This window comes from Streptomyces sp. NPDC043812 (assembly GCF_056436245.1).
Window position 1 is genome coordinate 45,819 of sequence record NZ_JBWKCY010000023.1, and the last position, 25,681, is coordinate 71,499.

The 25,681-nt window shown below is 71.0% G+C and carries 20 protein-coding genes; 12 read left to right on the plus strand and 8 right to left on the minus strand.

Annotation, left to right across the window (positions count from 1 at the left end):
• Positions 1-152: 152 nt before the first annotated feature.
• Together paaK and AC067Z_RS29020 are read right to left on the minus strand one after the other, a co-directional pair.
• Entirely contained in the window at positions 153-1,448 is a 1,296-nt protein-coding gene (gene paaK, locus AC067Z_RS29015; RefSeq protein WP_478792589.1) for a phenylacetate--CoA ligase PaaK, read from the minus strand.
• A gap of 118 nt (positions 1,449-1,566) precedes the next feature.
• Positions 1,567-2,346: an alpha/beta fold hydrolase gene (locus AC067Z_RS29020; RefSeq protein ID WP_478792590.1), complete on the minus strand. Its 780-nt coding sequence runs from the start codon at positions 2,344-2,346 to the stop codon at positions 1,567-1,569.
• Positions 2,347-2,496: 150 nt separating this feature from the next.
• Here AC067Z_RS29020 and AC067Z_RS29025 point away from each other — a divergent pair, with 150 nt between their 5' ends.
• Both AC067Z_RS29025 and AC067Z_RS29030 read left to right on the plus strand, forming a co-directional pair.
• Positions 2,497-4,017 carry an alpha/beta fold hydrolase gene (locus AC067Z_RS29025; protein WP_478792591.1) on the plus strand — a complete coding sequence of 507 codons (1,521 nt, stop codon included), beginning with the start codon at positions 2,497-2,499 and terminating at the stop codon, positions 4,015-4,017.
• A 145-nt stretch (positions 4,018-4,162) separates the two neighbouring features.
• Entirely contained in the window at positions 4,163-4,693 is a 531-nt protein-coding gene (locus AC067Z_RS29030) for a VOC family protein (protein WP_478792592.1), read from the plus strand.
• An 86-nt stretch (positions 4,694-4,779) separates the two neighbouring features.
• On the opposite strand, the gene AC067Z_RS29035 is transcribed toward AC067Z_RS29030, so the two are convergent.
• A complete protein-coding gene (locus AC067Z_RS29035; protein ID WP_478792593.1) occupies positions 4,780-6,414 on the minus strand; it encodes an acyl-CoA synthetase in 1,635 nt (544 codons plus the stop codon).
• A 189-nt stretch (positions 6,415-6,603) separates the two neighbouring features.
• Here AC067Z_RS29035 and AC067Z_RS29040 point away from each other — a divergent pair, with 189 nt between their 5' ends.
• From AC067Z_RS29040 to AC067Z_RS29065, 6 genes are all read left to right on the plus strand, one after another.
• On the plus strand, positions 6,604-7,413 hold the full coding sequence (locus tag AC067Z_RS29040) for a crotonase/enoyl-CoA hydratase family protein (protein ID WP_478792594.1): 810 nt from the start codon (positions 6,604-6,606) through the stop codon (positions 7,411-7,413).
• Positions 7,414-7,734: 321 nt separating this feature from the next.
• The gene (locus tag AC067Z_RS29045; protein ID WP_478792595.1) at positions 7,735-8,694 is read left to right on the plus strand and encodes a Zn-ribbon domain-containing OB-fold protein; all 960 of its coding nucleotides are present in this window, start codon (positions 7,735-7,737) and stop codon (positions 8,692-8,694) included.
• Positions 8,694-9,845, plus strand: a complete 1,152-nt coding sequence (locus AC067Z_RS29050) for a thiolase domain-containing protein (RefSeq protein ID WP_478792596.1) — start codon at positions 8,694-8,696, stop codon at positions 9,843-9,845. The genes AC067Z_RS29045 and AC067Z_RS29050 overlap by 1 nt, the downstream gene beginning before the upstream one ends.
• The gene (locus AC067Z_RS29055) at positions 9,842-11,008 is read left to right on the plus strand and encodes a thiolase domain-containing protein (RefSeq protein WP_478792597.1); all 1,167 of its coding nucleotides are present in this window, start codon (positions 9,842-9,844) and stop codon (positions 11,006-11,008) included. Before AC067Z_RS29050 ends, AC067Z_RS29055 begins: the two co-directional genes overlap by 4 nt.
• Before the next feature lie 148 nt (positions 11,009-11,156).
• Entirely contained in the window at positions 11,157-11,372 is a 216-nt protein-coding gene (locus tag AC067Z_RS29060; RefSeq protein ID WP_478792650.1) for a DUF397 domain-containing protein, read from the plus strand.
• Between the two features lie 60 nt (positions 11,373-11,432).
• Entirely contained in the window at positions 11,433-12,035 is a 603-nt protein-coding gene (locus AC067Z_RS29065) for a CGNR zinc finger domain-containing protein (RefSeq protein ID WP_478792598.1), read from the plus strand.
• Positions 12,036-12,123: 88 nt separating this feature from the next.
• On the opposite strand, the gene AC067Z_RS29070 is transcribed toward AC067Z_RS29065, so the two are convergent.
• Entirely contained in the window at positions 12,124-12,474 is a 351-nt protein-coding gene (locus AC067Z_RS29070) for a hypothetical protein (RefSeq protein WP_478792599.1), read from the minus strand.
• Between the two features lie 188 nt (positions 12,475-12,662).
• On the opposite strand from AC067Z_RS29070, the gene AC067Z_RS29075 reads away from it, so the two are divergent.
• Together AC067Z_RS29075 and AC067Z_RS29080 are read left to right on the plus strand one after the other, a co-directional pair.
• Positions 12,663-13,163: a hypothetical protein gene (locus AC067Z_RS29075; protein WP_478792600.1), complete on the plus strand. Its 501-nt coding sequence runs from the start codon at positions 12,663-12,665 to the stop codon at positions 13,161-13,163.
• Between the two features lie 107 nt (positions 13,164-13,270).
• Positions 13,271-14,068, plus strand: coding sequence for a VOC family protein (locus AC067Z_RS29080; RefSeq protein ID WP_478792601.1), 798 nt, complete (start codon positions 13,271-13,273; stop codon positions 14,066-14,068).
• Positions 14,069-14,099: 31 nt separating this feature from the next.
• Here the strand turns inward: AC067Z_RS29080 and AC067Z_RS29085 are convergent, their stop codons facing one another.
• The 3 genes from AC067Z_RS29085 to AC067Z_RS29095 form a co-directional block, all read right to left on the minus strand.
• Entirely contained in the window at positions 14,100-16,298 is a 2,199-nt protein-coding gene (locus tag AC067Z_RS29085) for a terpene synthase family protein (protein WP_478792602.1), read from the minus strand.
• Positions 16,299-16,506: 208 nt separating this feature from the next.
• On the minus strand, positions 16,507-18,414 hold the full coding sequence (locus tag AC067Z_RS29090; protein WP_478792603.1) for an N-acetylmuramoyl-L-alanine amidase: 1,908 nt from the start codon (positions 18,412-18,414) through the stop codon (positions 16,507-16,509).
• 349 nt (positions 18,415-18,763) lie between these two features.
• A complete protein-coding gene (locus tag AC067Z_RS29095) occupies positions 18,764-19,888 on the minus strand; it encodes an aminoglycoside phosphotransferase family protein (protein WP_478792604.1) in 1,125 nt (374 codons plus the stop codon).
• Between the two features lie 235 nt (positions 19,889-20,123).
• Between AC067Z_RS29095 and AC067Z_RS29100 the strand changes: the two genes are divergently transcribed.
• Entirely contained in the window at positions 20,124-21,617 is a 1,494-nt protein-coding gene (locus AC067Z_RS29100; protein WP_478792605.1) for a DNA-binding protein NsdB, read from the plus strand.
• 75 nt (positions 21,618-21,692) lie between these two features.
• Here the strand turns inward: AC067Z_RS29100 and AC067Z_RS29105 are convergent, their stop codons facing one another.
• Positions 21,693-23,126 carry a PP2C family protein-serine/threonine phosphatase gene (locus tag AC067Z_RS29105; RefSeq protein WP_478792651.1) on the minus strand — a complete coding sequence of 478 codons (1,434 nt, stop codon included), beginning with the start codon at positions 23,124-23,126 and terminating at the stop codon, positions 21,693-21,695.
• Between the two features lie 369 nt (positions 23,127-23,495).
• Here AC067Z_RS29105 and ligA point away from each other — a divergent pair, with 369 nt between their 5' ends.
• Positions 23,496-25,643 carry an NAD-dependent DNA ligase LigA gene (gene ligA / locus AC067Z_RS29110; protein ID WP_478792606.1) on the plus strand — a complete coding sequence of 716 codons (2,148 nt, stop codon included), beginning with the start codon at positions 23,496-23,498 and terminating at the stop codon, positions 25,641-25,643.
• The last annotated feature ends 38 nt before the right edge of the window (positions 25,644-25,681 follow it).

The window sequence follows — 25,681 nt, forward strand, 5'->3', positions numbered from 1 at the left end:
GTGGACGGGCATGCTCGAGCGTTGCGGCTTCCACGACGTCGATGTCCGCGTCGTTCCAGCACCCGAGCCCGGATACATCGGCACACTCGTTGCCCAGGCCTCCCCGTTGATCACTTCGCCGGTCACGTCCGCGCGTGGGTTGCGCGGCCCGTTCAGCGTCCCGTCGCGTCCCTCAGGTCCACGATTCGCTTGATCTTGCCCACCGAGCGCTCCAGCGTCTCCGGGTCCACCACCTCGACGGCGACGGACACTCCGATGCCGTCCTTCACGGCCGCGGCGATCTCGCGCCCGGCAGCCGTCCGTTGTTCGGGCGTCGCCTCCGCCCGTGCCTCGGCCCGTACGGTGAGCGCGTCCAGACGCCCCTCGCGCGTGAGGCGGAGCTGGAAGTGGGGTGCCACGTGCGCCGTGCGCAGCACGATCTCCTCGATCTGGGTGGGGAAGAGGTTCACCCCGCGCAGGATCACCATGTCGTCGCTGCGTCCGGTGACCTTCTCCATCCGGCGGAAGACCCTCGCCGTGCCCGGCAGCAGCCGGGTCAGGTCGCGGGTGCGGTAGCGGATGACGGGCATGGCCTCCTTGGTCAGCGAGGTGAACACCAGCTCACCCTGCTCCCCGTCGGGCAGCACCTCGCCGGTGAACGGGTCGACGACCTCCGGATAGAAGTGGTCCTCCCAGATATGCAGGCCGTCCTTGGTCTCCACGCACTCCTGTGCCACGCCGGGGCCCATGACCTCCGACAGGCCGTATATGTCGACCGCGTCGATGGCGAACCGGTCCTCGATCTCGCGGCGCATCTCCTCGGTCCACGGCTCGGCGCCGAAAACGCCGACCTGCAGTGACGTGCTCCGCGGATCGACGCCCTGGCGCTCGAACTCGTCGAGGATGGTGAGCATGTACGAGGGGGTCACCATGATGATCTCGGGGCGGAAGTCCTGGATCAGCTGGACCTGGCGCGCCGTCATACCGCCCGAGGCGGGAATGACGGTGCAGCCGAGCCGCTCGGCACCGTAGTGCGCGCCGAGGCCGCCGGTGAACAGCCCGTATCCGTAAGCCACATGGACCTTGTGCCCGGGACGGGCGCCGGCGGCGCGCAGGGACCGGGCCACCACATCGGCCCAGGTGTCGAGATCGCGGTCCGTGTAGCCGACGACCGTGGGCCGGCCGGTCGTGCCGCTGGACGCGTGGATACGGCGGACCTGCGACTGCTCGACGGCGAACATGCCGAATGGGTAGTGGTCCCGCAGGTCCGTCTTGGCGGTGAACGGGAAACGTGCGAGGTCGGCGAGCGTACGGCAGTCCTCGGGGTGCAGCCCCGCCTTGTCGAAGGCGTCGCGGTAGAAGGCGACGTTGTCGTACGCGTGGCGCAGCGTCGCCCGCAGTCGCTCGAGCTGCAGCGCTCCGAGCTCCTCGCGATCGAGCCGCTCCGCCGCGTCCAGCAGGTCCGTCATTCGCGCACTCCCGTCCCAAACCGGACGACCGATCATTCGGTCGTGCTGTTTCGGGATCAGTTATTCAGCCCGCCCGGCCGCCCGTCAAGGCGTCTGCGGCCCCCGGCTCGGGGCGTGGTCACCGCGGGGCGGGGTCCGCGAGAGCGGCTGCGGTGGCGTGCGCGAAGGCCTTGGGATTGTCGAGCATGATGTTGTGCCCGCAGTCGGGGATCGCGACCACGGACACCCCTGCTGCGACGAGCTCCTCGGTGCCCGGCAGCGGACCGTCGGCCTCGGGCAGCAGGAAGGTCCGCGGGATCGGCAGGTCCAGCAGGAGTTCGCGCATCGTGGGGACGCTCCCGCGGACGAGATGGACGGCACTGCGGTGCAGGGCCTCCAGGCCGGCCAGACGCATGGTGGACCACCACTGTGGCCCGACCCGGTCGCGGACCTCCTTCCAGCCGCCCGCCAGGAACTCCTCCTCGGACCAGGCGGCGATACCGCTGCTGCCGCCGCTGCCGGGTGTGCGCGGCAGGGGGTCGAGATTGGCATCGACCAGGACCAGGCGTGACACGAGCCGGGGGTGCCGCGCGGCCAGGACGATGGCCACCGAGCCGCCCATGCTGTGCGCGATCAGTTGGGCACCTGTGACGTTCGCGGCGGAGAGAGCGGCGGCGAGGGCGTCGGCATGCGATTCCAGGGTGTAGTCGAAATCCGTCGGCCGGTCGCTGATGCCGTGCCCGAGCATGTCGATCAACAGCGAACGGTGTCCGGACAGCAAGGGGTCCACGGCTGCTTCGGCGAAGTACGCGGGCGAGGTCGCCCCCAGCCCGTGCACGTACACGCGGGCGGGTTCCCGGCCCGGCAGCTCGACCCAGCGGATCCGGTCCTGGCCGGCCGTCACAACGGCGTTGCGCACTATCTGCTCCCCTGAAGTCGCGATCTTCGGACTGCCGAGGGTAGCCACGGATCCCGCTCCGAGGGCAGGGAGTGGGGCATCGGGCGTCAACCGGTGCGCTGTGGGCGGAACTTCGTTGCCTCGCCCACGACGGCCGGTGAGGATCACCCCATGGGGACTTATCAGGCGCACGACGGGACCGAACTGGCCTACCACGTCACCGGGGAGGGCGAACCGCTCATCTGCCTGCCGGGCGGGCCGATGCGTGACTCGGCCTACTTCGGGGACCTGGGCGGACTGTCCCGGCACCGGCAGTTGGTGCTGCTCGACCTCCGTGGCACCGGCGCCTCGGCCGTTCCGGCCGACAAGGGAACCTATCGCTGCGACCGCCAGGCCGACGACGTCGAGGCGCTCCGCGAGCACCTGGGTCTCGACGGCATCGACCTGCTCGGGCACTCGGCCGCCGCAAGCCTGGCCGTCGTGTACGCGGCCCGGCACCCGGAGCGGGTGCGCTCCCTGACCCTGGTCACTCCGGCCACGGACGCCGTCGGCATCGACGCCACCGACGACGAGTTGCGGCAGGCAACCGCCCTGCGGACGGGCGAGCTCTGGTACGCGGAGGCGCTTGCCGCGCTGGAGGAGATGCGGAACGGGCGTCCTCCGCGCGAGGTGTGGGACGCGATCCAGCCGTTCATGTACGGAAGCTGGGATGCGGCAGCGCGTGCGCACACGGCTGAGCGGGCCGCCCGGTCGTACCCGGAGGCAGCGGAGATCTTCAACGCTGCGGGCGCCTTCGATCCCGCCGTGACCAGGGCTGCGCTGTCGGCCGTGCAGGCGCCGGTCCTGGTGCTCGGCGGCGAGCTGGACCTCGGCCCGCGTCCGGAGCGTGCCGCCGCGCTCGCAGCCCTGTTCCCCTCCGCACGGACCGTGGTCCAGCACGGCGCCGGACACTTCCCATGGGTCGACGACGCGGGAGCTTTCACCCGCACCGTTGCCGCTTTCCTCGACCCGGCCGTCCACACTGTGCAGGCCGGCGGCGTCCGGCTCGCCTACCGATTGTGGGGCGAGGCGGACGCCCCGCCCGTCGTCCTCGCGCACGGCCGTGGCGGTGACAGCAGCGACTGGACGCAGATCGCCGAGCACCTCGCCGTCACCCGCCGCGTCTACGCACTCGATTTCCGTGGCCACGGCCTCAGCGACTGGCCCGGCGACTACGGTTTCGGGGCCTTCCGGGACGACCTGTGTGCCCTCATCCGGGCACTCGACGCCGGGCCCGTCGATGTCGTCGCGCACTCCATGGGCGGCGCGGCCGCCCTGCTGCTGGCCCAGGAGGAGCCGGGTCTCGTGCGGCGTCTGGTCGTCGAGGAGCCGCCACCCCTGGTACCTCTGGATCCGCCGCGCCCGCCGGCCGTGCGGCCCGACGGCCCGCTCGGCTTCGACTGGCCCGTCGTACCGGCGACCGACAGCGAGCTGAACAAGCCCGACCCCGCCTGGTGGGAGCGGCTGGCCGAGGTGCCGCACCCGACCCTGGTGATCGCGGGTGGCCCCGACAGCCACGTCTCCCAACGGCTGCTCGCGGACCTGGCCGCGCGGATCCCCGACGCCCGTCTGGTCACCGTCGACGCCGGTCACCTGGTCCACGAGAGCGAGCCGGAGCAGTTCCTGGCGCTGCTCGCACAATTCGGCATGTGACCGCCGACGGGCCGGGGCAGGGCTGGTACGTACGGACGATTGGGGCCGCTTCCCGCGTCCGGGGACGCGGGAAGCGGCCGGAACGGGGGAAGATGACCGGGAGAGAAGTTGAATCCCGCATTAACCCCGAGCCGAGGAGCCCGCGATGTCCCAGCCCGAAGGAGCTGCCCTCGAGGCCGTCCGTGCCCGCCGGGAGGAGCTGCGGCAGCGCTATCTGCAGGAACCCGGCGACCGGCCCGCCGGCACCGCACACGGCATCCATCATGTGGCGTTCATCTGCCGCGACGTCGAGGAGACCATCCGCTTCTACCAGGAGTTCCTGGGCTTTCCGCTCGTGGAGATCGTGGAGAACCGCGACTACCGGGGCTCGACCCACTTCTTCTTCGACATCGGCAACACCAACCTGCTGGGCTTCTTCGACTTCCCCGGCCACGAGCACCCGCCCGCGACCGAGACCGTCGGCGGCGTCCAGCATCTGGCGCTGTCGGTCGACGCGCAGCAGTACGCGGCCGCGCGCAAGGCGCTCGACGAGGCCGGTGTCACGTACGTGGGTCCCGACCGGGGCGTCGAGGACAGCCTCTACTTCCGGGATCCGAACGGCGTGCCGCTGGAGCTGTACCGGGAGCGGCTCGGCATCTTCAACGGTGAGCAGATCCTCGACACGGCCACCGACTGACGCGCGGCCGCCGCGCGCCGGCTTCTGTCCGGCGAGCACGCCGTCCGTACGGACCGACCGCACGGGACGGGACGGGGCGCCGGGACTCAGCCCCGGTCGGAGCGCTCGGCCGACTCCGCAGCCACCGCCCGCGCCCAGCGGTAGTCCGCCTTGCCGCTGGGCGAGCGCTGGATCTCGCTGGTGATCACCAGCTGCCGCGGGATCTTGTAGCCCGCGAGCCGGCTGCGGCAGTGTGAGCGGATGCCCTCCAGTGTCGGCGTGGGCGCTCCCTCACGCGGCTGGACGACGGCCGCCACATGATTGCCCCAGGTGCTGTCAGGGACGCCGGCGACGAGCGCGTCGTACACATCGGGGTGCGACTTGAGCGCCTGCTCGACCTCCTCCGGGTACACCTTCTCGCCGCCGGTGTTGATGCACTGCGAGCCGCGGCCGAGGACCGTGACGATCCCTTCCTCGTCCACCGTCGCCATGTCGCCGAGCAGCACCCACCGCTGGCCGTCGCGTTCGAAGAACGTCTCCGCCGTCTTCGCCGGGTCGTTGTAGTAGCCGAGCGGGACATGGCCGCGCTGGGCGATGCGCCCGGCCTCACCCGGCTTCACCGGATCGTAGGTCGCCGGATCCACCACCGCGGTACGCGCGTTGACCCGCAGCCGGAAACCCCGGTCCGGGCCCGAGTCGTCGGTCGCGGTGCCGTTGAAGCCCGACTCGGACGAGCCGAAGTTGTTGAGCAGCATCACGTTCGGGGCAAGCGCGGCGAACTGCGCGCGCACGGTCTCCGACATGATCGCCCCCGAGCTGGAGACGCTGAACATCGACGAAAGGTCGCAGCCCTTCAGCGGACCGTTCAGTGCGTCGATCAGTGGCCGCAGCATGGCGTCGCCCACCAGGGACACACTGGTGACCTTCTCCCGCTCGATGGTGCGCAGTACCTCGTGCGGCACGAACTTGCGGTGCAGCACGACCCGTTGTCCGAAGTGGAAGCCGATGAAGGCGGTCAGCGTCGAGGTGCCGTGCATCAGCGGGGGAGTGGGGAAGAAGGTGATGCCGTCGCCGCCCGCGGCGACCCGCTCCGCCAGCTCCTCGGGCCGCGAGACCGGCTCCCCGGTCGGCGCGCCGCCGCCGAGGCCCGAGAAGAACAGGTCCTCCTGGCGCCACATCACCCCCTTGGGCATCCCCGTGGTGCCACCGGTGTAGATGATGAACTGGTCGTCGCCGGAACGCGGGGCGAACCCCCGTTCCGGCGAGGCCGCGGCCTCCGCGTCCGCGAAGGCCACCGCGTGCGGCCCGGGCTCGCCGTCGGGCGCGGTACCCACCCGTACGAGATGGCGCAGCCTGTCGGTGCGGGGCAGGGCGGCGGCGACGCGTCCCGTGAACTCGGCGTCGAAGACGAGCGCCGCGAGATCCGCGTCGCGGTAGAGGTAGACCAGCTCCTCCTCCACGTAGCGGTAGTTGACGTTCACCGGCACGATGCGTGCCTTCAGACAGCCGAGCACGGTCTGCAGGTACTCGATGCCGTTGTAGAGATGGAGCCCGAGATGCTCGCCCGGCTCGAGCCCCGCGTCGAGCAGGTGGTGGGCGATGCGGTTGGCCGCGGCGTCCAGTCCTGCATAGGTGAGACGGCGTTCGGTGCCGGTGCCGGGGTGGTCGATGTACACCAGCGCCTCGCGGTCCGGGACCACGTCGACGACCGATTCGAACAGATCGGCAAGGTTGTACTCCACCGTTCCTCCTGACCCCGGCGCAGCTCCGGTGCATCCACGGCGAACTTCGGCTCGGCCGTCATTAGAGCGCCGGTCGGCGGAACTGGGAAGGCCTGCCGCGCAAGAAATCTGACTGACTGTCAGTAAACTATTGAACTGCTCCGTCGCCTGCTGCAACCTGTTCCACGTCACCGGACGGGAGGCCCGCACATGGGACGAGACGGCGGTACCGAACACCTCACCGTGCGGCGCGAAGGCGCCACACTCGTGCTCACCCTCAACAGGCCCGAGGCGAAGAACGCCCTGTCGATGGCCATGCTCGTCGGCCTTCACGACGGCTGGCTGGAGGCCGACGAGGACGACTCCGTACGCTCCGTGGTACTCACCGGCGCGGGGGGCTCCTTCTGCGCCGGCATGGACCTCAAGGCGCTGGCAGGGCAGGGAATGGCAGGGCAGCAGTACCGGGACCGGATGGACGCCGACCCCGATCTGCACTGGAAGGCGATGCTCCGCCATCACCGCCCGCGCAAGCCGGTGATCGCCGCCGTCGAGGGCTACTGCGTCGCGGGCGGCACCGAGATGCTGCAGGGCACCGACATACGCGTCGCCGGACAGAGCGCCACCTTCGGGCTGTTCGAGGTCCGGCGCGGGCTCTTCCCCATCGGGGGCTCCACGGTCCGGCTGCCGCGGCAGATCCCGCGCACTCACGCGCTTGAGATGCTGCTCACCGGCCGCCCCTACAGCGCCGACGAGGCGTGCCGGATCGGCCTGGTGGGCCGCGTCGTCCCCGACGGCACCGCCTTGGAGGCGGCGCTCGGCATCGCGGAGCAGATCAATGCGTGCGGTCCGCTGGCCGTCGAGGCGGTGAAGGCGTCCGTGTACGAGACGGCGGAGATGTCCGAGACCGAAGGGCTGGCGGCCGAACTGAAGCGGGGATGGCCGGTCTTCAACACGGACGACGCGAAGGAGGGGGCGCGCGCATTTGCCGAGAAACGGGATCCGGTGTACCGCCGGTCGTGACGTTCCCCTCCCCGCCCCATTCCTGGAACCGGGCCGCCCCCGGCCCCGGGACAACGCTTCGCGCGGTGTTTCGGGGGCGCTGCCCCGGGCCCCCGCCTCTCGAACTCCCCCTACGGCCTGGCGACCGTGGGTGGGGTACCCGGACGGAGTCCGGGGGAGTTCCCCAGCGGGGCCGACGTGTCGGCCCGCCTGGGGATCCCCCTACGCCGCAGGGCGTAGAGGAGTTCGAGGACACCGCGCGGAGCGCGGTACCGGGCCCGGGGCCTGCCCCGGTTCGGGGCCCCGCGCACGTCCCCGCCCCCAGACGAAGGAGCACCGCCCATGACCCCCGCAGCCGCGCCGCAGGCGCTCCGCGCACCGCTGGTCGTCGAGTTCCCTTTCACCAGGTCCCTGGGGCCCGTGCAGAGCGCCTTCCTCACGGGCCTGCGCGAGCGCACCCTGCTGGGGGTGCGTACCGGCGACGGCACGGTTCTCGTCCCGCCGGTCGAGTACGACCCCGCGACGGCCGACGAACTTCGGGATCTGGTCGAGGTGGCCGCCACCGGCACCGTCACCACGTGGGCCTGGAACCCGCGGCCGCGCCGGGACCAGCCGCTGGCCACCCCGTTCGCCTGGGTGCTCGTACGCCTCGACGGCGCCGACAGCTCCCTGCTCCACGTCCTCGACGCGCCCGGCCCCGACGCCGTGCACACCGGAATGCGCGTCCGTGTCCGCTGGGCGGCCGAACGCACCGGTGCGATCACCGACATCGCCTGCTTCGAACCGTTCGCGTCCGAGCCCGCCTGCGCCGCCCGTGATCACGACGGCGCCTTCGACGACCCGGTCACCGGCATCGTCGCCCCGGCCCGGCTCGACTACACGTACACGCCCGGCCGTGCCCAGAGCGCCCACCTCGCCGCTCTCGCCGAGCGCCGCACGGTCGGCGAACGCTGCCCGCAGTGCCGCAAGGTCTACGTCCCGCCCCGCGGTGCCTGCCCCACCTGCGGAGTGGCCACCGAGGAACGGGTCGAGGTCGGCCCGCGCGGCACGGTGACCACCTTCTGCATCGTCAACATCAAGGCGAAGGGCCTGGACATCGAGGTGCCGTACGTCTACGCGCACATCGCCCTCGACGGCGCCGGCCTCGCCCTCCACGCGCGCATCGGCGGCATTCCGTACGACCAGGTGCGCATGGGGCTGCGCGTCGAACCGGTCTGGCGCGACGGCGCGCGCCACCCCGACCACTACCGGCCGGTGGACGAACCCGACGCCGACTACGACACCTACAAGGAGCTGCTCTGATGCGGTACGCCAGGGACGTCGCCATCGTCGCCTTCGCCCAGACCGACCACCGGCGCCGCACCGACGAGGTCTCCGAGGTCGAGCTGCTGATGCCGGTGCTCCACGACGTCCTCGGCCGCACCGGCCTCACGACCGCCGACATCGGCTTCACCTGCTCCGGCTCCAGCGACTATCTCGCCGGACGTGCCTTCTCCTTCACCATGGCGCTCGACGGCGTCGGGGCGTGGCCGCCGATCTCCGAGTCGCACGTCGAGATGGACGGCGCCTGGGCGCTGTACGAGGCATGGGTGAAGCTGCTGACCGGCGAGGCGGACACCGCCCTCGTCTACGCCTTCGGCAAGTCCTCACCCGGCGAGATACGCGATGTGCTGACCCGTCAGCTCGACCCGTACTACCTCGCCCCGCTCTGGCCCGATTCCGTCTCCCTCGCCGCGCTCCAGGCACAGGCGGTCCTCGACGCCGGCCTTGCGGACGAGCCCGCCTTCGCGGCGGTCGCCGCCCGCAGCCGCGCCGATGCGCGTGCCAATCCTCATGCTCAGCTCCAGGGCGAGTTCCCGGCGGGCGACCACCTCGTGGGGCCGTTGAGGGTTGCCGACTGCCCGCCCGTCGGTGACGGCGCGGCCGCGGTGATTCTCGCGGCCGGTGACCGGGCCCGCGAACTGTGCCCGCGACCCGCGTGGATCCGTGGCATGGACCATCGCATCGAAGCCCATGCGCTCGGTGTCCGCGACCTCACCGACTCGCCCTCGACCCGTCTCGCCGCCGAGCGCGCCGGAGCGTTCGAAGCGCCTGTGGACACCGCGGAACTGCACGCCCCGTTCAGCTCGCAGGAGATCGTTCTGCGGCGGAGTCTCGACCTCGACGAGAGCGTGAGGGTCAACCCGTCCGGCGGAGCGCTCGCCGCCAACCCGATCATGGCCGCCGGACTCATCCGGCTCGGCGAGGCCGCCGCCCGCATCCACCGCGGCGAGTCCGACCGGGCACTCGCGCACGCCACGTCCGGTCCCTGCCTCCAGCAGAACCTGGTCGCCGTCCTCGAAGGGGACCCGCAGACGGACGACACTCCCGCGGCCGCGGCGCCGCAGTCGAGCGCGACGCCCGCACCCCTGCACCGCCCGGTCGGAGAACCGAACAAGGAGGAGCACAGGTGAGCAAGGAGCCCGTGGCCGTCGTCGGCATCGGCCAGACCAAGCACGTCGCCGCCCGGCGCGACGTCTCCATCGCCGGCCTGGTCCGCGAAGCCGCCCGGCGTGCCCTCGACGACGCCCAGCTCACCTGGGCCGACATCGACGCCGTCGTCATCGGCAAGGCCCCCGACTTCTTCGAGGGCCTGATGATGCCCGAGCTGTATCTCGCCGATGCGCTCGGCGCCGTCGGCAAACCGATGCTCCGTGTCCACACCGCGGGATCGGTCGGCGGCTCCACCGCCCTCGTCGCCTCGAACCTCGTGGCGGCGCGCGTCCACTCCACCGTCCTCACCCTGGCCTTCGAGAAGCAGTCCGAGTCCAACGCCATGTGGGGCCTGTCCCTGCCGGTCCCCTTCCAGCAGCCCCTTCTCGCCGGGGCCGGCGGCTTCTTCGCCCCCCACGTACGGGCGTACATGCGACGCACCGGCGCCCCCGACACGGTCGGCTCCCTCGTCGCCTACAAGGACCGGCGGAACGCGCTCAAGAATCCGTACGCGCATCTCCACGAGCACGACATCACCCTCGAGAAGGTCCAGGCCTCGCCGATGCTGTGGGACCCCATCCGCTACTCCGAGACCTGCCCGTCGTCCGACGGCGCCTGCGCCATGATCCTCACCGACCGGGCGGGCGCGGCCCGTTCACCCCGCCCGCCCGCCTGGCTGCACGGCGGGGCCATGCGCAGCGAGCCGACCATGTTCGCGGGCAAGGACTTCGTCTCCCCGCAGGCGGGCAAGGACTGTGCCGCCGACGTCTACCGTCAGGCGGGGGTCACCGACCCGCGGCGCGAGGTCGACGCGGTGGAGATGTACGTGCCGTTCTCCTGGTACGAGCCGATGTGGCTGGAGAACCTCGGCTTCGCCGCCGAGGGCGAGGGCTGGAAACTCACCGAGTCGGGCGTCACCGAACTCGACGGTGATCTTCCCGTCAATCCGTCGGGCGGCGTGCTGTCCACCAATCCCATCGGGGCGTCCGGGATGATCCGCTTCGCCGAGGCGGCTCTCCAGGTGCGCGGACAGGCAGGCGAGCACCAGGTCGACGGCGTCCGCCGTGCGCTGGGTCACGCCTACGGCGGCGGATCACAGTTCTTCTCGATGTGGCTCGTGGGCGCCGAACCGCCCCCCGGCTGATGAGAACCGGCCGCCAACCGGCGGCAGTACGGCGCGGCGCGTCCCGGGCCCCTGTCCGGGACCGAACGCCGTCGCTAGGCTGGCCCGGGAGTCGAGCGGGAGGAGCACGGACGTGGCCGAGAGCACCACCACCACCACTACCACGCAGATGTTTTCGAGCTGGGACAAGCCGGAGCTGGACCTCAGCAGTGCCGACTGGCAGTCGGGCAGCCAGGGAGTGGGTGACGTACAGATCGCTTTCGTCGAAGGCTTCATCGCGATGCGCAACCGCCGCCGGCCCGACAACCCGTCCTTGATCTTCACCCCCGCCGAATGGCGTGCCTTCGTGATCAACGCGCGCAGCGGGGAGTTCGACCTCACCTGACCTCGCGGGTGATCGCCATGCCCGGCATCTAACGCCTGGCGTCGGGGTTACCGTTACCCCATGGCTGTGCACGCGCACTCACTTGTCCTCGATCTCGCCCTCACTATCCGCCACGACGGACACGGGGGTGTGGCCGACGACCTCGACGAAGCCGCAGGGCTGACCGCATGGGTGGGTGAGCACGCGACCCTCCTCGACGCGGTGTCGCAGCCGTTCGACGCGGACGCGCGAAGCCTGGCCGCCGTGCGCGAGCTCCGGGCGGCCGTACGTTCGCTGTTCGCGCGTGCCGTACTGCCCGGGCTGCCCAGCCCGGCCGACGCCCTGCGGCTGCGGCCCGCCGGGGAGGCACTGGCCCTGATCAATGCCGCGGCGGCGGCCGTGCCTTCGGTGCCCCGGCTGGAGTGGCCCGACGACGGCGAGCCCGTCGCTCGTGTCCGCCCCTCCGCCGAGGTGCCGGCCGCAACGGCCCTGACCGCCGCCCTTGCGCACGCCGCGATCGCGTTCCTGGCGAGCCCCGACCGCGCCCGGCTGCGCGCCTGCCACGCGCCGCGCTGCGTGCGCTACTTCCTCAAGGACCACCCGCGGCAGGAGTGGTGCAAGCCCTCCTGCGGCAACCGCGCCCGGGTGGCCCGCCACCACGAACGCCACCGGCCCGCCACCTGAGCGCCGGCCGGGGCGTCCGGCGCCGGACGCGGATGGTGCAGCTGGTGCGTGCCCCCTCCCGCCGGCGTGGGAGGGGGCACGACGCTCGTCAGGCGGAGGTCTGGGTGGCGCCGTGGCCCAGCCCCGTGGATCCGTTGATCTTCTCGATTGCCTGGCGCGCATGCTCGCCGGGGGAGCGGGCGGTGAGGGAGGAGACGGAGGAAGCGGTGGGGAGCTGCTGGCTGCGCTCGGGCGCGGGCTTCGCGTGCACCGCGGTGCGGCTGCGCAGCCGGTGGCCCGCCGCCTCGTCCAGGCTCACGGGCCGCTGCATCTGAGCGGCGAGCCGGCCGGCCTCCTGCCCGAGTGCCGCCACGTCCTCCCACTGCAGAGTGACCACGAGACGGAGCTCCGCCCCGCCGTCGGGGAGGGCCTGCAGGGGAGGGGTGATGGGGTCGTTCATGGGCTGATCCTCACGTGTCGGTACGGAATCCTCGCGGGAACGGTGCTCCTCACAGACAACGGCTGCGCACACGAGTACGGGCGCCGGGGCCGTGGTGTTCAAACGGCCCTCCGACGGCCTGCCGTCAGGTGCCCGAGGCCGTCGGCCCCGACTCGGACGACCCCGTCCGGACACGTACCATTGCGGTTATGTCGTTTCTCCGCCGCCGCAGCGCCGCCACACCCGCGGGTCCGGACTTCGATGTCCTGGCCATGGACCCGGGCGACTGGCCCGGCAATCTCGGCGCCGGACTGCTCCCCGCCCCCGACGGCAGCTGCCAGGGCGTGTTCCTGCGGTACGACCTGTTCGGCGGCCGCGGCCCCGCGATGATCATCGGCAATCTGCCGGAGGGATCGCCCGCCCGCGAGGTGGAGGAGGGCGAGATCCCCTTCGAGGTCGCCCAGCTGCTCATCGCTCTGGAGAACGACGAGCCCGTCCAGGTGACCGGCATCGAGGACACTCCGGTGATGCAGGGCGACAACCTGCTGATCGTGCGGAGGGTCAAGCTCTCCGAAACCCGTATCTCCTGCGTCCAGTTCGACCGCAGCGACAATGTCCTCGTCACGATCGCGAGCTGGGACCGCCCGATCACCGACGATCTCTACGCGCTGCTCAAGCCGCTGCCCGCGGAGCTCTTCCAGCAGGGCTGACCGATGCCCCGCCGGGCGGGGCGCTCGACGGGCGGGGCCGCCGCCGACTGACTACCGTGACGAAATGGACCTTCCGGGTCGATCGTCGAGTGGAAGGAGTCGGAGCCATGGCCGTAGCACCTGAGGGAACGCCCTGCTGGGCCGACGCGATGTTCGGCGACATCGAGGGAGCGAAGAGCTTCTACGGCGATGTGCTGGGCTGGACGTTCGCCGAGGCGTCGGAGGAGTTCGGGAACTACACCCAGGCCTACGCGGACGGCAAGGCCGTGGCCGCCGTGGTCCCGCCCATGCCCGGCCAGGACGTCCAGCCGGGATGGTGTCTCTACCTCGCGTCGCCGGACGCCGCCGCCACGGCGCAGAAGATCCGCGACGCCGGCGGCGAGGTCCTGATGGAGCCGATGGAGGTCGGCGAGTTCGGTTCCATGACGCTCGCCCGTGACCCGGGCGGAGTCGTCTTCGGGGTGTGGCAGGCAGGCACCCACGAAGGCTTCGAGGCCACGGCCGTGCCCGGCGCGTACTGCTGGGCAGAAGTGTTCACGAGGGAACCGCAGAAGTCGGACGCCTTCTTCCCCGCGGTCTTCCCGTACACGGTGCAGCGGCTCGAGGACGACGCCATGGACTTCAACCTCTTCAACGTCGGCGAGCGGACCGTCCTCGGCCGTATGCGCATGACGGAGGAGTTCCCGCCCGAGGTCCCGCCGTACATCAACGTGTACTTCACCGTCGCGGACTGCGACGCGGCCGTGGCGAAGGCGACGGAGTGCGGTGGCGTGCTGCGGTTCGGGCCGATGGACAGCCCGTTCGGCCGCTTCGCCGCACTCAGCGACCCGCAGGGAGCCACGTTCGCGGTCATCGACATCACGAAGACGGAGGGCGAGATGCCGAAGGTCTCCGACGTGGGCTGACGACCGTCGGCACCGCACCTCCCTGTCGTTGCTACACGCTCACCGCCGTGCGCTGTCCCGGCAGCGCAATCCGGAACGCCGACGTACCCAGCCCCGTGGGGATGCCCAGCCGCCACGGGGCGGCGCCCCCGCGCAGATCGTCCTCGCGGTAACGACGCGCCTCCCGGTGCCAGTGGAGGACGCCCGCGATCCAGTCCTCCAGCTCCCGCACATAACTGTCCAGGGCCGCCCCGGCCGTGTCGTCCAGGCCGAAGTCCTCGCAGAGCAGCGGCAGTTCATGCTCCTTGACATGGAGGAACTCGCTCATTCGGGAGCGCATGAGATCGTCGACCATCGCAGCCCCCGTCCGGTAGTCGCAGCCGAAGAACGTCTGCACCACCAGCACCGCGTTGTGGACCTCGCCCTCGTACTCGATCTCCTTCTGGTACGAGAAGAGATCGTTGATCAGGCAGCCGTAGTCCATCGCCGCCTTCTCCAGGCTGCGCATCGGCCCGCTCGCGTAGATCTCCGGCGGCAGCTCACCTTCGTGCCGCAGCCGGCACAGGCTCATCGTGAGATCGGAGCCGAACGTCAGCCGCCGCATCTCGATGTAGTCGACCGGGTCGGGGACACGGTGCTGGGCCTGGTTGTGCAGCTCCCACAGCCAGCTGTCCAGCATGACGTCGATCGCGGTGCGCAGGGACTGCCGTGCCGCCGGGGACATCGGCGCCGCGGTCCGCGCCCACAGATCGGCGAGAGCCCGTTCCATGGGGGCGGTCGCGGCCGCCCCGCCCGCCTCCGGGGCGTCCACCGGCATACAGGCCTTGAGCCGTTCGTTCGACAGCCGGGCCCCGGCGAGATCTCGCGGCCGGCCGTAGACCAGCGGGTAGTAGTCGTCGCCGTACGTCCCCCACGTCAGCCACTCCGCGCTCAGCTCCAGCTCCTCGGCCGTCGCGTCCGGATCGAGCCCGGCCGAGCAGAGTGCGAAGTCGAACCCGGCCAGCTTCGCCTCGTCCCAGATGTCGTTCAGCAGGCCCATCCGGCCCGCCCACGCGAGGGAGGCGGCCCGCGCCGCGTCGAGATGCGGGCTCAGCGACAGCGGGAACGGCACGTCGAACTCGGGAAGCCAGGACGGCCCCACCTCCCGCGGCCGGTGCGTGAGAGAGCGCAGGCGGGCGGCGGCGGGCCGGCCGAACAGCGTCCTGATGTCCAGTGCCGACGTGCCCAGCACCCCGTCGAGCGGACCCTTCGCCGGATCCAGGCCGTCGTTCATGTAGCGGCTGGAGCGCATGTGCCATTCGTGGCCGCCGGACTGCCAGTCCTGAAGTCCCTTGGTGTAGGCGGCGATCGCCGCACACTCTGCCGGCGTCAGTTCCTTCTCCGCGCACAGGGCGGGCACTTCCGTGAGGGCCGTGTTCTCGAACTGCTGGACCCGAGAGGTGAGCAGATCGTTGACGGCCTCCGCCGCCTCCTGTGTCGTGCAGCCGAGGAACGCCTCCAGGACGAGCACGCCGTTGCTGTTCTCGCCCTCCTCCTCCACCTCCCGCTGGTACGAGAACAGGTCGTTGCGCAGATGCACAGCGTCCGAGAACGCGTCACGCAGCACCCGCAGCGGCCGGGAGTCGGCCACCGCCTCCGGGACCTCGGCCCGCGCCGCGTACTCCACCAGGCCCGCCGACCAGGGCGCGCCGCCCACCTTCCGGCGCATCTCGATGTACTCCAGCGGGTTGGCGATGCGCCCCTCGTCGATGTTGGACAGCTCCCACATCGACTCGTTGAGCAGGTTCTCCGTGGCCTCGGCGAAGCGGGCGCGCCACGCGGGCGACATGCTCGGCACCGTCCGCGCCCAGAGGTCGGCGAGTCCCGCCTCGACCGGATTGGTTGGCTCCGGCACCTCCTGCGCATCGTCCATCGGCATGAAGGCAGGTAGCCGGTCCAGATACGCCTTGCCGCCCGCACGGTCCCGGGTGCGCTTGAAGATCTCCAGGAAGTGGTCGTCGAAGAAGAAGACCCACACATACCAGTCGGTGACCAGGCTCAACACCTGCGCGTCGCAGTCCGGATGCGTATAGGCACACAGCAGGGCGTAGTCGTGCGCGGCGAGGTCGCTCTCCTCCCAGATGCCGGAGCCCTCCAGCATTCCCATGCTCCGCGCCCACTGCGTGGTGTGCTGCCGTGCCTCCTCGACATGCGGATTGAGCCGTGCCGGATACGCAACGTAGAAGTCCGGCAGTGCGAACGGCTGAGCCATGTGAGATAGGGGCCTTTCGGTGAACTTCCGCGCACAGTGGCACGGAACGGTCGTCGTCGGCCCAGCTCTACCCGAGGCCCATGAGGCACACGCATCCGGACGATTAGTCACACAAGCCCACGAAGCCATACGGGAGTTGAGCGGGTCCACGGCAACGGGGTGTCACCGGCCCCACGGCCGGTGACACCCCGCTGACTGCGCGGCGGTGCTACCTCAGCACACGCACATCGGACGCCTTCACGAACGCCACCCGGTGCCCGAACTGGATCTCGTAATACATCTCCTTGCCCCGCACCACACGGTGACCCGCGGTGTCGAACGTGGTCGCGTACAGGTACTCGCCCGGCACCCGGTCACCCACCACGTACCTCTGCCCCGCGAGCAGCTTGTACGGCAGCGGTGACACCGCCTGTACCGGGACGCCGGCCGGGTACGCCGAAGCCTCCGGATACGCGCGCCCGTACACCGGCACCTCGGCGAGGCCGTCCTTCGGCGTCAGTACCGTCTCCCGTGCTCCTACGGCCGTCGGCTCCGTGCGGGGGTTGTGGAACCAGGCCTTCTGGCCCAGGTACCAGATCGCAGTCCAGTCGCCCTTTCGCTCCGCCACCGCGTACTGCTGGCCGGTCGAGGCCCGCGCACCCGTGTCGTTCACCCCGGTCGTCGAGTCCTCACCACCCGGCCGCAGTCCGACATCCTTGACCAGCGGCGCGCCGGCGTCCGGCCCGGTGTGCAGCCGCACCGCCCCCGAACCGTGCGGTGCGCACTGATCGCCCGCCTTCACGCAGTCCGTGTACTGCGGGCTGTGCTCGTCGTAGTCGGGACGGATCGTCACGACCTGGCTCTGCGTCCCGGCCGCCGGTACGAACGGCCTGCCCAGCAGCGTGAAGTAGTGCGCCCAGTCCCAGTACGGACCGGGGTCGGTGTGCATGCCCCGGATCGTCGCCGTGGTCGTGCCCGGCACATTGTCGTGACCGAGGACGTGCTGCCGGTCCAGCGGAATGTCGAAACGGTGGGAGAGGTAGCGCACCAGCCGCGCCGACGTGCGGTACATCGCCTCCGTGTACCAGGCGTCCGGCGACACCAGGAAGCCCTCGTGCTCCAGGCCGACGGACTTGGCGTTCACGAACCAGTTCCCCGCGTGCCAGGCCACGTCCTTCAACGGCACGTGCTGTGCGATGTGCCCGTCCGAGGAACGCAGGGAGTACTGCCACGACACGTACTCCTTGTTCTGCACCAGCTGGAGTGTCGTGTCCCAGGTCGCCTCGGTGTCATGGATGACGATGTACTTCACCGACTGCGACGTGGGCCGTTGCCCCTTGTCGTGGTTTCCGTAGTCGTTGTCCCCGAACTCCTCGTACGGCGCCGGGATCCACTCGCACGCCACCGACTGCGGGCACTCCGTGCGCGCCGCGTCGGCGGTGCGCAGCCCGAGCCGGGCCACCTGCCCCCGGTCGGGCGCGACGTCGGGATCGGCGGTGAGGGCCATGCGCTGACCGGCATCCGTCGTACGCGTCTGCCCGGTACGGATCACGTCGAACACGTCGTCGGCGTACGTCGTCGCCGTCGCCACGTCGTCCGCGCCGGAGAACCGGGCGACCGCGCCGTACCAGTCTGCCGGGTCCTCGCTCAGCGGCCGGCCGAGGGACTTCTGGGCGTCGGCGAGAAGTGCCGCGCCCCCGCGCACGTTCGCCGCGGCATTGTCCCGTAGCTGCGCCGGACGGAGCCCGGACAGTTCCGCCGCCCGCTCCAGGGTGCGCAGCCTCGGCGGCAGCGCATCGGGTTCGGGAAGTGCTGCCTCACCGGTGGTGAGCGCCGGGCGCGCCAAGTCCCCCCGGGCGTCCTCGGCGCCGTCCGAATGATGCGGTGCCTCGGCCAGCGCGGTCCGCGCGTCGGTGAGATGCATGGGGCCGTAGCCCCCGGTGACGCTCGCCGCCCCGCCGTGCCCGTCCCAGCGCGACTGCAGGTACGACACCCCGAGCAGGACACTGCGCGGCACCCCGTACTCGGCGGCCGCGTCGGTGAAGCCCTGCTGCAATGCGGAGGTTGAGGGACGTGCGTCGGCGGTCGCCGAAGGGCCCGAGGAGATCAGCGGCAGCAGCAGACCCGCGGCGGCCACCGCGGCGCCCGCGGTCCATGCGCGTCGGCTTGTGCTCCTGGGACGCGCGAGGGGGAATCCTTGCAATGCAGCCTCCAGAGACGGATGGTGCGCGGCCGGACCCGTACAGGGGTATCGGCTCACGGACGATCCGTCAATCAGGCTCCACACCAAGGATTCTGCACGTCAGTCACGGTCCCGGGGACTTTCCTCGCCGCGGCGCCCCGGCCTGCGGCGCGTCAGTGGCGTGGACCAGTGACCCGGCTGCGGCGGGCGATCGCGCGGCGCGCCTATCCGGGACCACAGTGCGCTGCGCGCCCGGTGCGTCGGCACCGGACGCGCAGCGCGCTTCCCCCTCGGTGGCAGCCGGTCAGCGTGTGCCGACCGCTGCACGCACGGCCCGCCGGGCCAGTGCGCAGTCGTCGTGCAGCCGCCGCAGCAGCAGCCGCTGCTCCTCACCGGCCGTGAGGCCCGAGGCCGGCGTCTGACCGCCGGGCGCGGGAGATGCCTCCCGCATGGTGCGCTGCACAGCCATCTCGGACGTCCGGATCTCCCGCGTCAGCACCAGCATCAGATTCACCAGGAACGCGTCCCTGGCCGCCGGTCCCGCCTGCTGCGCCAGCTGGCTGATCTGACGGCGTGCCACCGGGGCGTCGCCCAGCACCGCCCACAGCGTCGCCAGGTCGTACCCGGGCAGATACCAGCCCGCGTGCTCCCAGTCGACCAGCACAGGACCGGTGGGGGAGAGGAGGATGTTCGACAGCAGGGCATCACCGTGACAGAACTGGCCCATGCCGTGCCGGCCGCCCGCATGGGCGAGGCCGTGCAACAGCTTCTGCAGATCCCCGAGATCGCGGTCGGTGAACAGACCGAGCTCGTGATAGCGCGAGATCCGCGAGCCGTAGTCGAGCGGCGCGTCGAACATTCCGGCAGGGGGGCGCCAGGAGTTCAGCCGGGCGATCGCCCCCAGGGCCGCCCGCACGTCCGACCGCGGAGGCGCCTCGACGGGGTGCCTGGTGAGCGCCGCCGGGCGCCCCGGCATCCGCTCGATCACCAGTGTGCAGTTCTCCGGGTCGGCCGCGATGAGCCGCGGGACCCGGACCGGCGGACGGTGCCGCACGAACGCACGGTAGGAAGCTATTTCGTGCCTCAGCCGCTCGGCCCACGCCGGCGAGTGATCCAGTAAGCACTTGGCGACCGCTGTGGTACGCCCTGTCGTTCCGACGATGAGAACGGAACGTCCGCTGCGGCGCAGCACCTGCACCGGGTTGAACTCCGGGCAGATCCGGTGCACCGACGCGACAGCCTTGCGCAGCTGCGCGCCCTGGGGGCCGGACAAGTCGATTCTCCCGCTGAGGGGCTGGCCGACCGCACCGGCCGGCCGGCGTCCCCGGCCGGAGTGTGTGGGGTCGAGGAACGGTCCGGAGCCGGCGGGGACAGCGGTGCGCTGCTGGAACCGGGGCGGGGCGGTCACGGAGGACGATGCTGTGTACATGGGAGATACAGATCCCTTCGTGCGCCGACAGGATGCGTGCGCGCCCCGCCCCATATGCCAGAGGAAACACCCTGGGGAATGTGCCCCGGCGGACGGGGCGGGGTGGCGCGTTCCTACCTGACACCCCGTCGCGGGTGGCACACCATCTGGCGGACCCTGGCGAACCCTGGCGAATAGTCGCCGGCCCTATGACACGGGGCTACTGTCAACTCAGCCGAGAACCTGGGGGCTTGACGTGACCGGAGAACCCAACACCCGCCTGAACGACCTGTTCGGCCTGGCCGGCTGGTCCAAGGGCGAACTCGCGAGACTCGTGAACCGGCAGGCGGCGGCCATGGGCCACCCCCAACTGGCGACCGACACCTCGCGTGTGCGGCGCTGGATCGACATGGGGGAGTCCCCGCGAGATCCCGTGCCGAAGGTGCTGGCGGCCCTGTTCACCGAGCGACTCGGTCGTGTCGTGACCATCGAGGACCTCGGGTTCGCACGGAGCGGGCGAGCGGGGAAGCGGCGGGACGTCCAGGGCGCGGATAACCCTGACGGTCTGCCGTGGGCGCCCGACCGTACGGCTGCGGTCCTCACCGAATTCACGGGAATGGACCTCATGCTCAACCGACGCGGCCTGGTGGGCGCGGGCGCGGCACTCGCCGCCGGCTCAGCTCTCAGCAGCGCCATGCACGACTGGCTCAAGACCGACCCCGCCACCTCCCAGGACCCCACCCGCTACGCCGATTCCCTGCACGCCGACTCCGCTGGGTACGACCGCTACGAGGCCGCCCCCATCGGGTCGCAGGAGATCGAGGCGCTGGAGCGATCCGTCGAAGTGTTCCGCGCATGGGACGCCGCCCGCGGCGGCGGCCTCCAGCGCAAGGCGGTCGTGGGCCAGTTGAACGAGGTGGGCGGCATGCTCGCCTACCGCCACCCCGACCATCTCCAGCGCCGTCTGTGGGGCGTTGCCGCCAACCTCGCCGTCCTCGCGGGCTGGATGTCGCACGACGTCGGCCTCGAACCGACCGCCCAGAAGTACTTCGTCATCGCCGCACACGCGGCACGCGAGGGCGGCGACCGCCCGCGCGCCGGCGAGGCGCTCTCCCGGGCCGCCCGCCAGATGGTGCATCTGGGCCGTCCCGACGACGCCCTGGATCTCATGAAGCTCGCCAGGACGGGTTCGGGGGAGCAGACCCTGCCCCGCACCCGGGCGATGCTCCACACCATCGAGGCCTGGGCGCATGCGTCCATGGGCCGCGGCCAGGCCATGCGCCGCACCCTCGGCGAGGCCGAGGAGCTGTTCGTCTCCGACAAGGGCGATGTGCCACCGCCCAGTTGGATGCAGATGTTCGACGAGGCGGACATGCACGGCATGCAGGCCCTTGCGTACCGCACGCTCGCCGACCACGATCCCTCGGCGGCGGGCGTCGCACAGCGGCACGCCAAGCAGGCACTGCAGCTGCGCGAGGGCGGGCGACAGCGTTCCAAGATCTTCGACTACATCTCGCTGGCTTCGGCATGCTTCATCGCCGACGACCCGGAGCAGGCCGACCGCTACGCCCGGCTCGCGCTGGTGTCGATGGGGGAGACCTCGTCGCACCGGACGTGGGACAGGCTGCGCGAGATGTACCGCCTGACCGGCCAGTACGCGGGTTACGCGAAGATCGAGGACCTGCGTGAGGAGATCCAGCTGGCGCTGCCGGCGAGCCCGTCGGCGAAGCGGAGAAGCACGCGGATCTGAGGGGGCGGGGGCACGGGCCGACGGGCCCGCCGTCGCCCCGCTCGTACTGCAGGGTGACTCGGCCTTCCACGCCTTCTACGCGCCGACCCTCGCCACCAGCACACAGGCGTCGCCCTCGCGCTCGCCCTCACCGAACTCCTCGACCACCAGCCTCACGCACTCCTGTGCGTCGCGGGCCTCGGCGAATCGTGCTGCCAGTGCTGTCAGCCGGTCCGTCCGGCCCTCGCCCGCCGCATCCGTGCGCGTCAGCCCGTCCGTGTGCAGGACCAGCAGATCGCCGGGCTCCAGGGTCAGTTCGGCCTGCTCGTACGCCGCGCCGCTGGTCGCTCCCAGCAGTACGCCGTCGAGTGGGGACAACGCACGCCCCGTCCCGCCGCGGAACAGCAGCGGGGCGGGGCTTCCCGCTTGCGCCCAGGTCAGGACGCGGGTCGCCGGGTCGTAGCGGCAGCACACCGCGCTGCCCAGGGCAGGCTGTGCGGAGGTGTCCAGGAGCTGGTTGAGGTGGGCCATCAGCCGTCCCGGCCGGATGCCCGCCACCGCCATGCCGCGCAGGGCGCCGAGCAGCATGGCCATCGACGAGGTCGCCGCCACACCGTGGCCCGTGAGGTCTCCGACGCTCAACAAAGATTCCCCGTCGGGGAGTTGGAGCGCGTCGTACCAGTCGCCGCCGATGAGCGCGCCGTCGGCGGAGGGAAGGTAGTGGGCGGCGACGTCGAGGGCGGCGGGGCCGTCCTGCGGGAACTGCAGCGACCCCCGCCACGGCGGTAGTACGGCCTCCTGCATCTCGACCGCGAGTCGGCGCTCGGTCCTTTCGATGTGCTGTCGGCGCTGCAACGAGTCCCGTGACTCGCGCACCGCGCGCTGGCTGCGCCGCAGTTCGCTGACGTCCCGCAGGACGGCCCACATCGAGGCTGTGGATCCGTCCGGATCGAGCACCGGCTCGCCCATCATGTGCACCGTGCGCACCCGACCGTCGGGGCGGACCATGCGGAACTCACCGTCGATGGGCCGTCCGTCGACCAGACAGTCCGTCACCATCACTGTCAGCAGGGACTGGTCCTCGGCGAAGACGACCGACGGCAGCTCGTCGAGGGACATCGGACCGTTCGACATGTCCCGGCCGAGGATCTGATACAGCTCCTCGGACCAGTTCACCTCGTCGGTCAGCAGATTCCACTCGGCGCTGCCGACCCGGCTGAGCAGGGAACCAGGACGGGCCGCTTCGTCCGCCTCGTACTCGGCGAGCTCGGTGGCGAAAGCGTCCGCGGTCTCCTGCGGGAGCCCTTCCTTGAGCTGGTCCAGGTGTGCGCCGAGGTCATCGAGGTGATGGACCGCCAGATCGTACAGAGCGCGCTGCCATCGGCCCTGCGGGTCGTCCTCGGGTGTCACGGCGTCCTGGCGCACCGCGTCCACATCTCCGCGCAGCTTGCGTGTGCGAGTGATGAGGGCGTCTACGGTGCCGCGCTCGGGCGGCTGGGCGGGACGGTCCGCGAACACATGGGACGGCATGTCGTACTCCGATACAGGCGCGGCCACGGCCAGGACTGGAACAGGGACCGGTAACGACTGTTGCACAGGGAGCGGAGGGCCGTAAGCCGTTTGGCAACACTCGATCCGGTGGTGCCTTTGTCATATGCCATAGGCTCTCCGGCATTTCGGTCGTCCGTTCGGGTGCCCTCGGGAACAGCGCCATGCCCGGGATCTTTGCCCCCGTGGCTGATGTGATGAGTGAGGCGGAGGTGAACCGATCTCGCTGTGTCATATGACGCACGACGGTCATTCGCGACGACCCGCGCCGCGCGCCCGAACGCGGGAGCGAGGCGGTCCCGGGCGGGCGTTCGATCCGCTGCGGCGGCGTTGTCAGTGGTGGGCGGCAAGATGTCACCCATGACGACATCACCTGCCGTTTCCGCTCCTTCGGCCGCCCTTGTTGACACCGCCGCGTACGCCGAGGCGGTGGCGATCGCGGCCAAGGCCGCCGCCGCTTACTACGCCACGGGCGAGAGCACCCTCGACGACGACGCGTACGACCGTCTGGTGCGGGGGATCGCCGCCTACGAGGAGGAGCATCCCGAGGAGACCGCGGCCGACTCGCCGACCGGCAAGGTCGCCGGCGGCGCGGCGGTGGGCGATGTCCCGCACACGGTCCCGATGCTGTCCCTGGACAATGTCTTCTCGGCCGAGCAGCTCGTCACCTGGACCGCGTCCGTGGAGCGCCGGATCGGCAGGCCGGTCGAGCGGTGGAGCGTCGAGCCCAAGCTCGACGGCCTCGCCATAGCGGCGAGATACGAGGAGGGACGGCTCACCCGGCTCATCACCCGAGGGGACGGAAGCGCCGGCGAGGACGTCTCGCATGCGATCGGCACGGTCATCGGCCTTCCCGATCGGCTCGCCGAGGCGGTGACGCTGGAGATCCGGGGCGAAGTCCTCATGACGAACGAGCAGTTCGAGCAGGCCAACACCGTGCGTACGGCACACGGCAGCGCCCCCTTCGCGAACCCGCGCAACGGCGCGGCGGGCACCCTGCGCGCCAAGGACCGCGAGTACCGGGTGGAGATGACCTTCTTCGGCTACGGCGCACTGGCCCTGTCCGCCTCCGGCGGCGAGCTGACGAGCCACCTCGCGGAGTGGCCCCACAGCACCGTGATGGGTTTTGTCGCGGACCTCGGCGTGCACACGGCTGCCGCCACCTCCGTCGCCCCGCGGACGCTCTCCACGGCCGAGGAGATCCAGGCCCGGATCGAGGAGATCGGCGCCGCCCGTCCGGACCTGCCCTTCGGTATCGACGGAATCGTGATCAAGGCGGACAGCGCGGCCGACCAGAGCGCCGCGGGCTCCGGCTCACGCGCTCCCCGCTGGGCCATCGCCTACAAACTGCCCGCGGTGGAAAAGGTGACCACCCTGCTCGGGGTCGAGTGGAACGTCGGCCGCACCGGCATCATCGCGCCGCGCGCCGTCCTGGAGCCGGTGGAGATCGACGGTTCGACCGTCACCTATGCCACCCTGCACAACCCCGCCGACATCACCCGTCGCGATCTGCGCATCGGCGACCGCGTCATGGTCTACAAGGCGGGCGACATCATCCCCCGCATCGAGGCCCCCGTGGCCCATCTGCGCACGGGCGTCGAGCAGACCATCGTCTTCCCCGAGGTCTGCCCGCAGTGCGGCTCCGACATCGACACCACCGAGCAGCGCTGGCGGTGCGTGCGCGGGCGCAACTGCCATGTCGTCGCCTCCGTCTCGTACGCAGCCGGCCGCGACCAGCTCGACATCGAGGGACTCGGTGCCACGCGTGTCGTCCAGCTCGTCGACGCCGGGCTCGTCACCGATTTCGCGGACCTGTTCTCCCTCACCCGGGAGCAGTTGCTGCAGCTCGACCGCATGGGCGAGACCAGTACGGACAATCTGCTCACCGCGATCGAGACGGCGAAGTCCAGGCCGCTGTCCCGCGTCTTCTGCGCGCTCGGCGTGCGGGGCACCGGCCGCTCGATGTCCCGGCGCATCGCCCGCCACTTCGCGGCCATGGAGCACATACGGGCCGCCGATGCCGAGGGGCTGCAGGAGGTCGACGGCATCGGCGCGGAGAAGGCGAGGACGGTCGTCGCCGAACTCGCCGAACTGGCGCCGCTCATCGACCGGCTGGCTGCCGCGGGGGTCAGCATGACCGAGCCCGGTGCGACCTGGCCCCCCGCCGGCGCGGAGGCCGGGGAAGCGGCGGGCGAGGAGGGCGGCCCGGCGGACAGCGGCGGGGCGGCGAGCGCCCTGGGGCCGCTGCACGGGATGACGGTGGTCGTCACCGGCGCGATGACCGGCGCACTGGAGAAGCTGTCGCGCAACCAGATGAACGAGTTGATCGAGCGCGCAGGCGGCAAGTCGTCCTCCAGCGTCTCCAAGCGCACCTCGCTCCTCGTCGCGGGGGAGAACGCGGGCTCCAAGCGGGAGAAAGCGGAGCAGCTCGGCACAAGGATCGCCGCACCGGACGAATTCGCGGCGATGGTGGCCGAGTTCCTCGACACGGCGGGGTGAGACCACCGGCGGCATGTGCCGGACCCCCTGCCCGGACC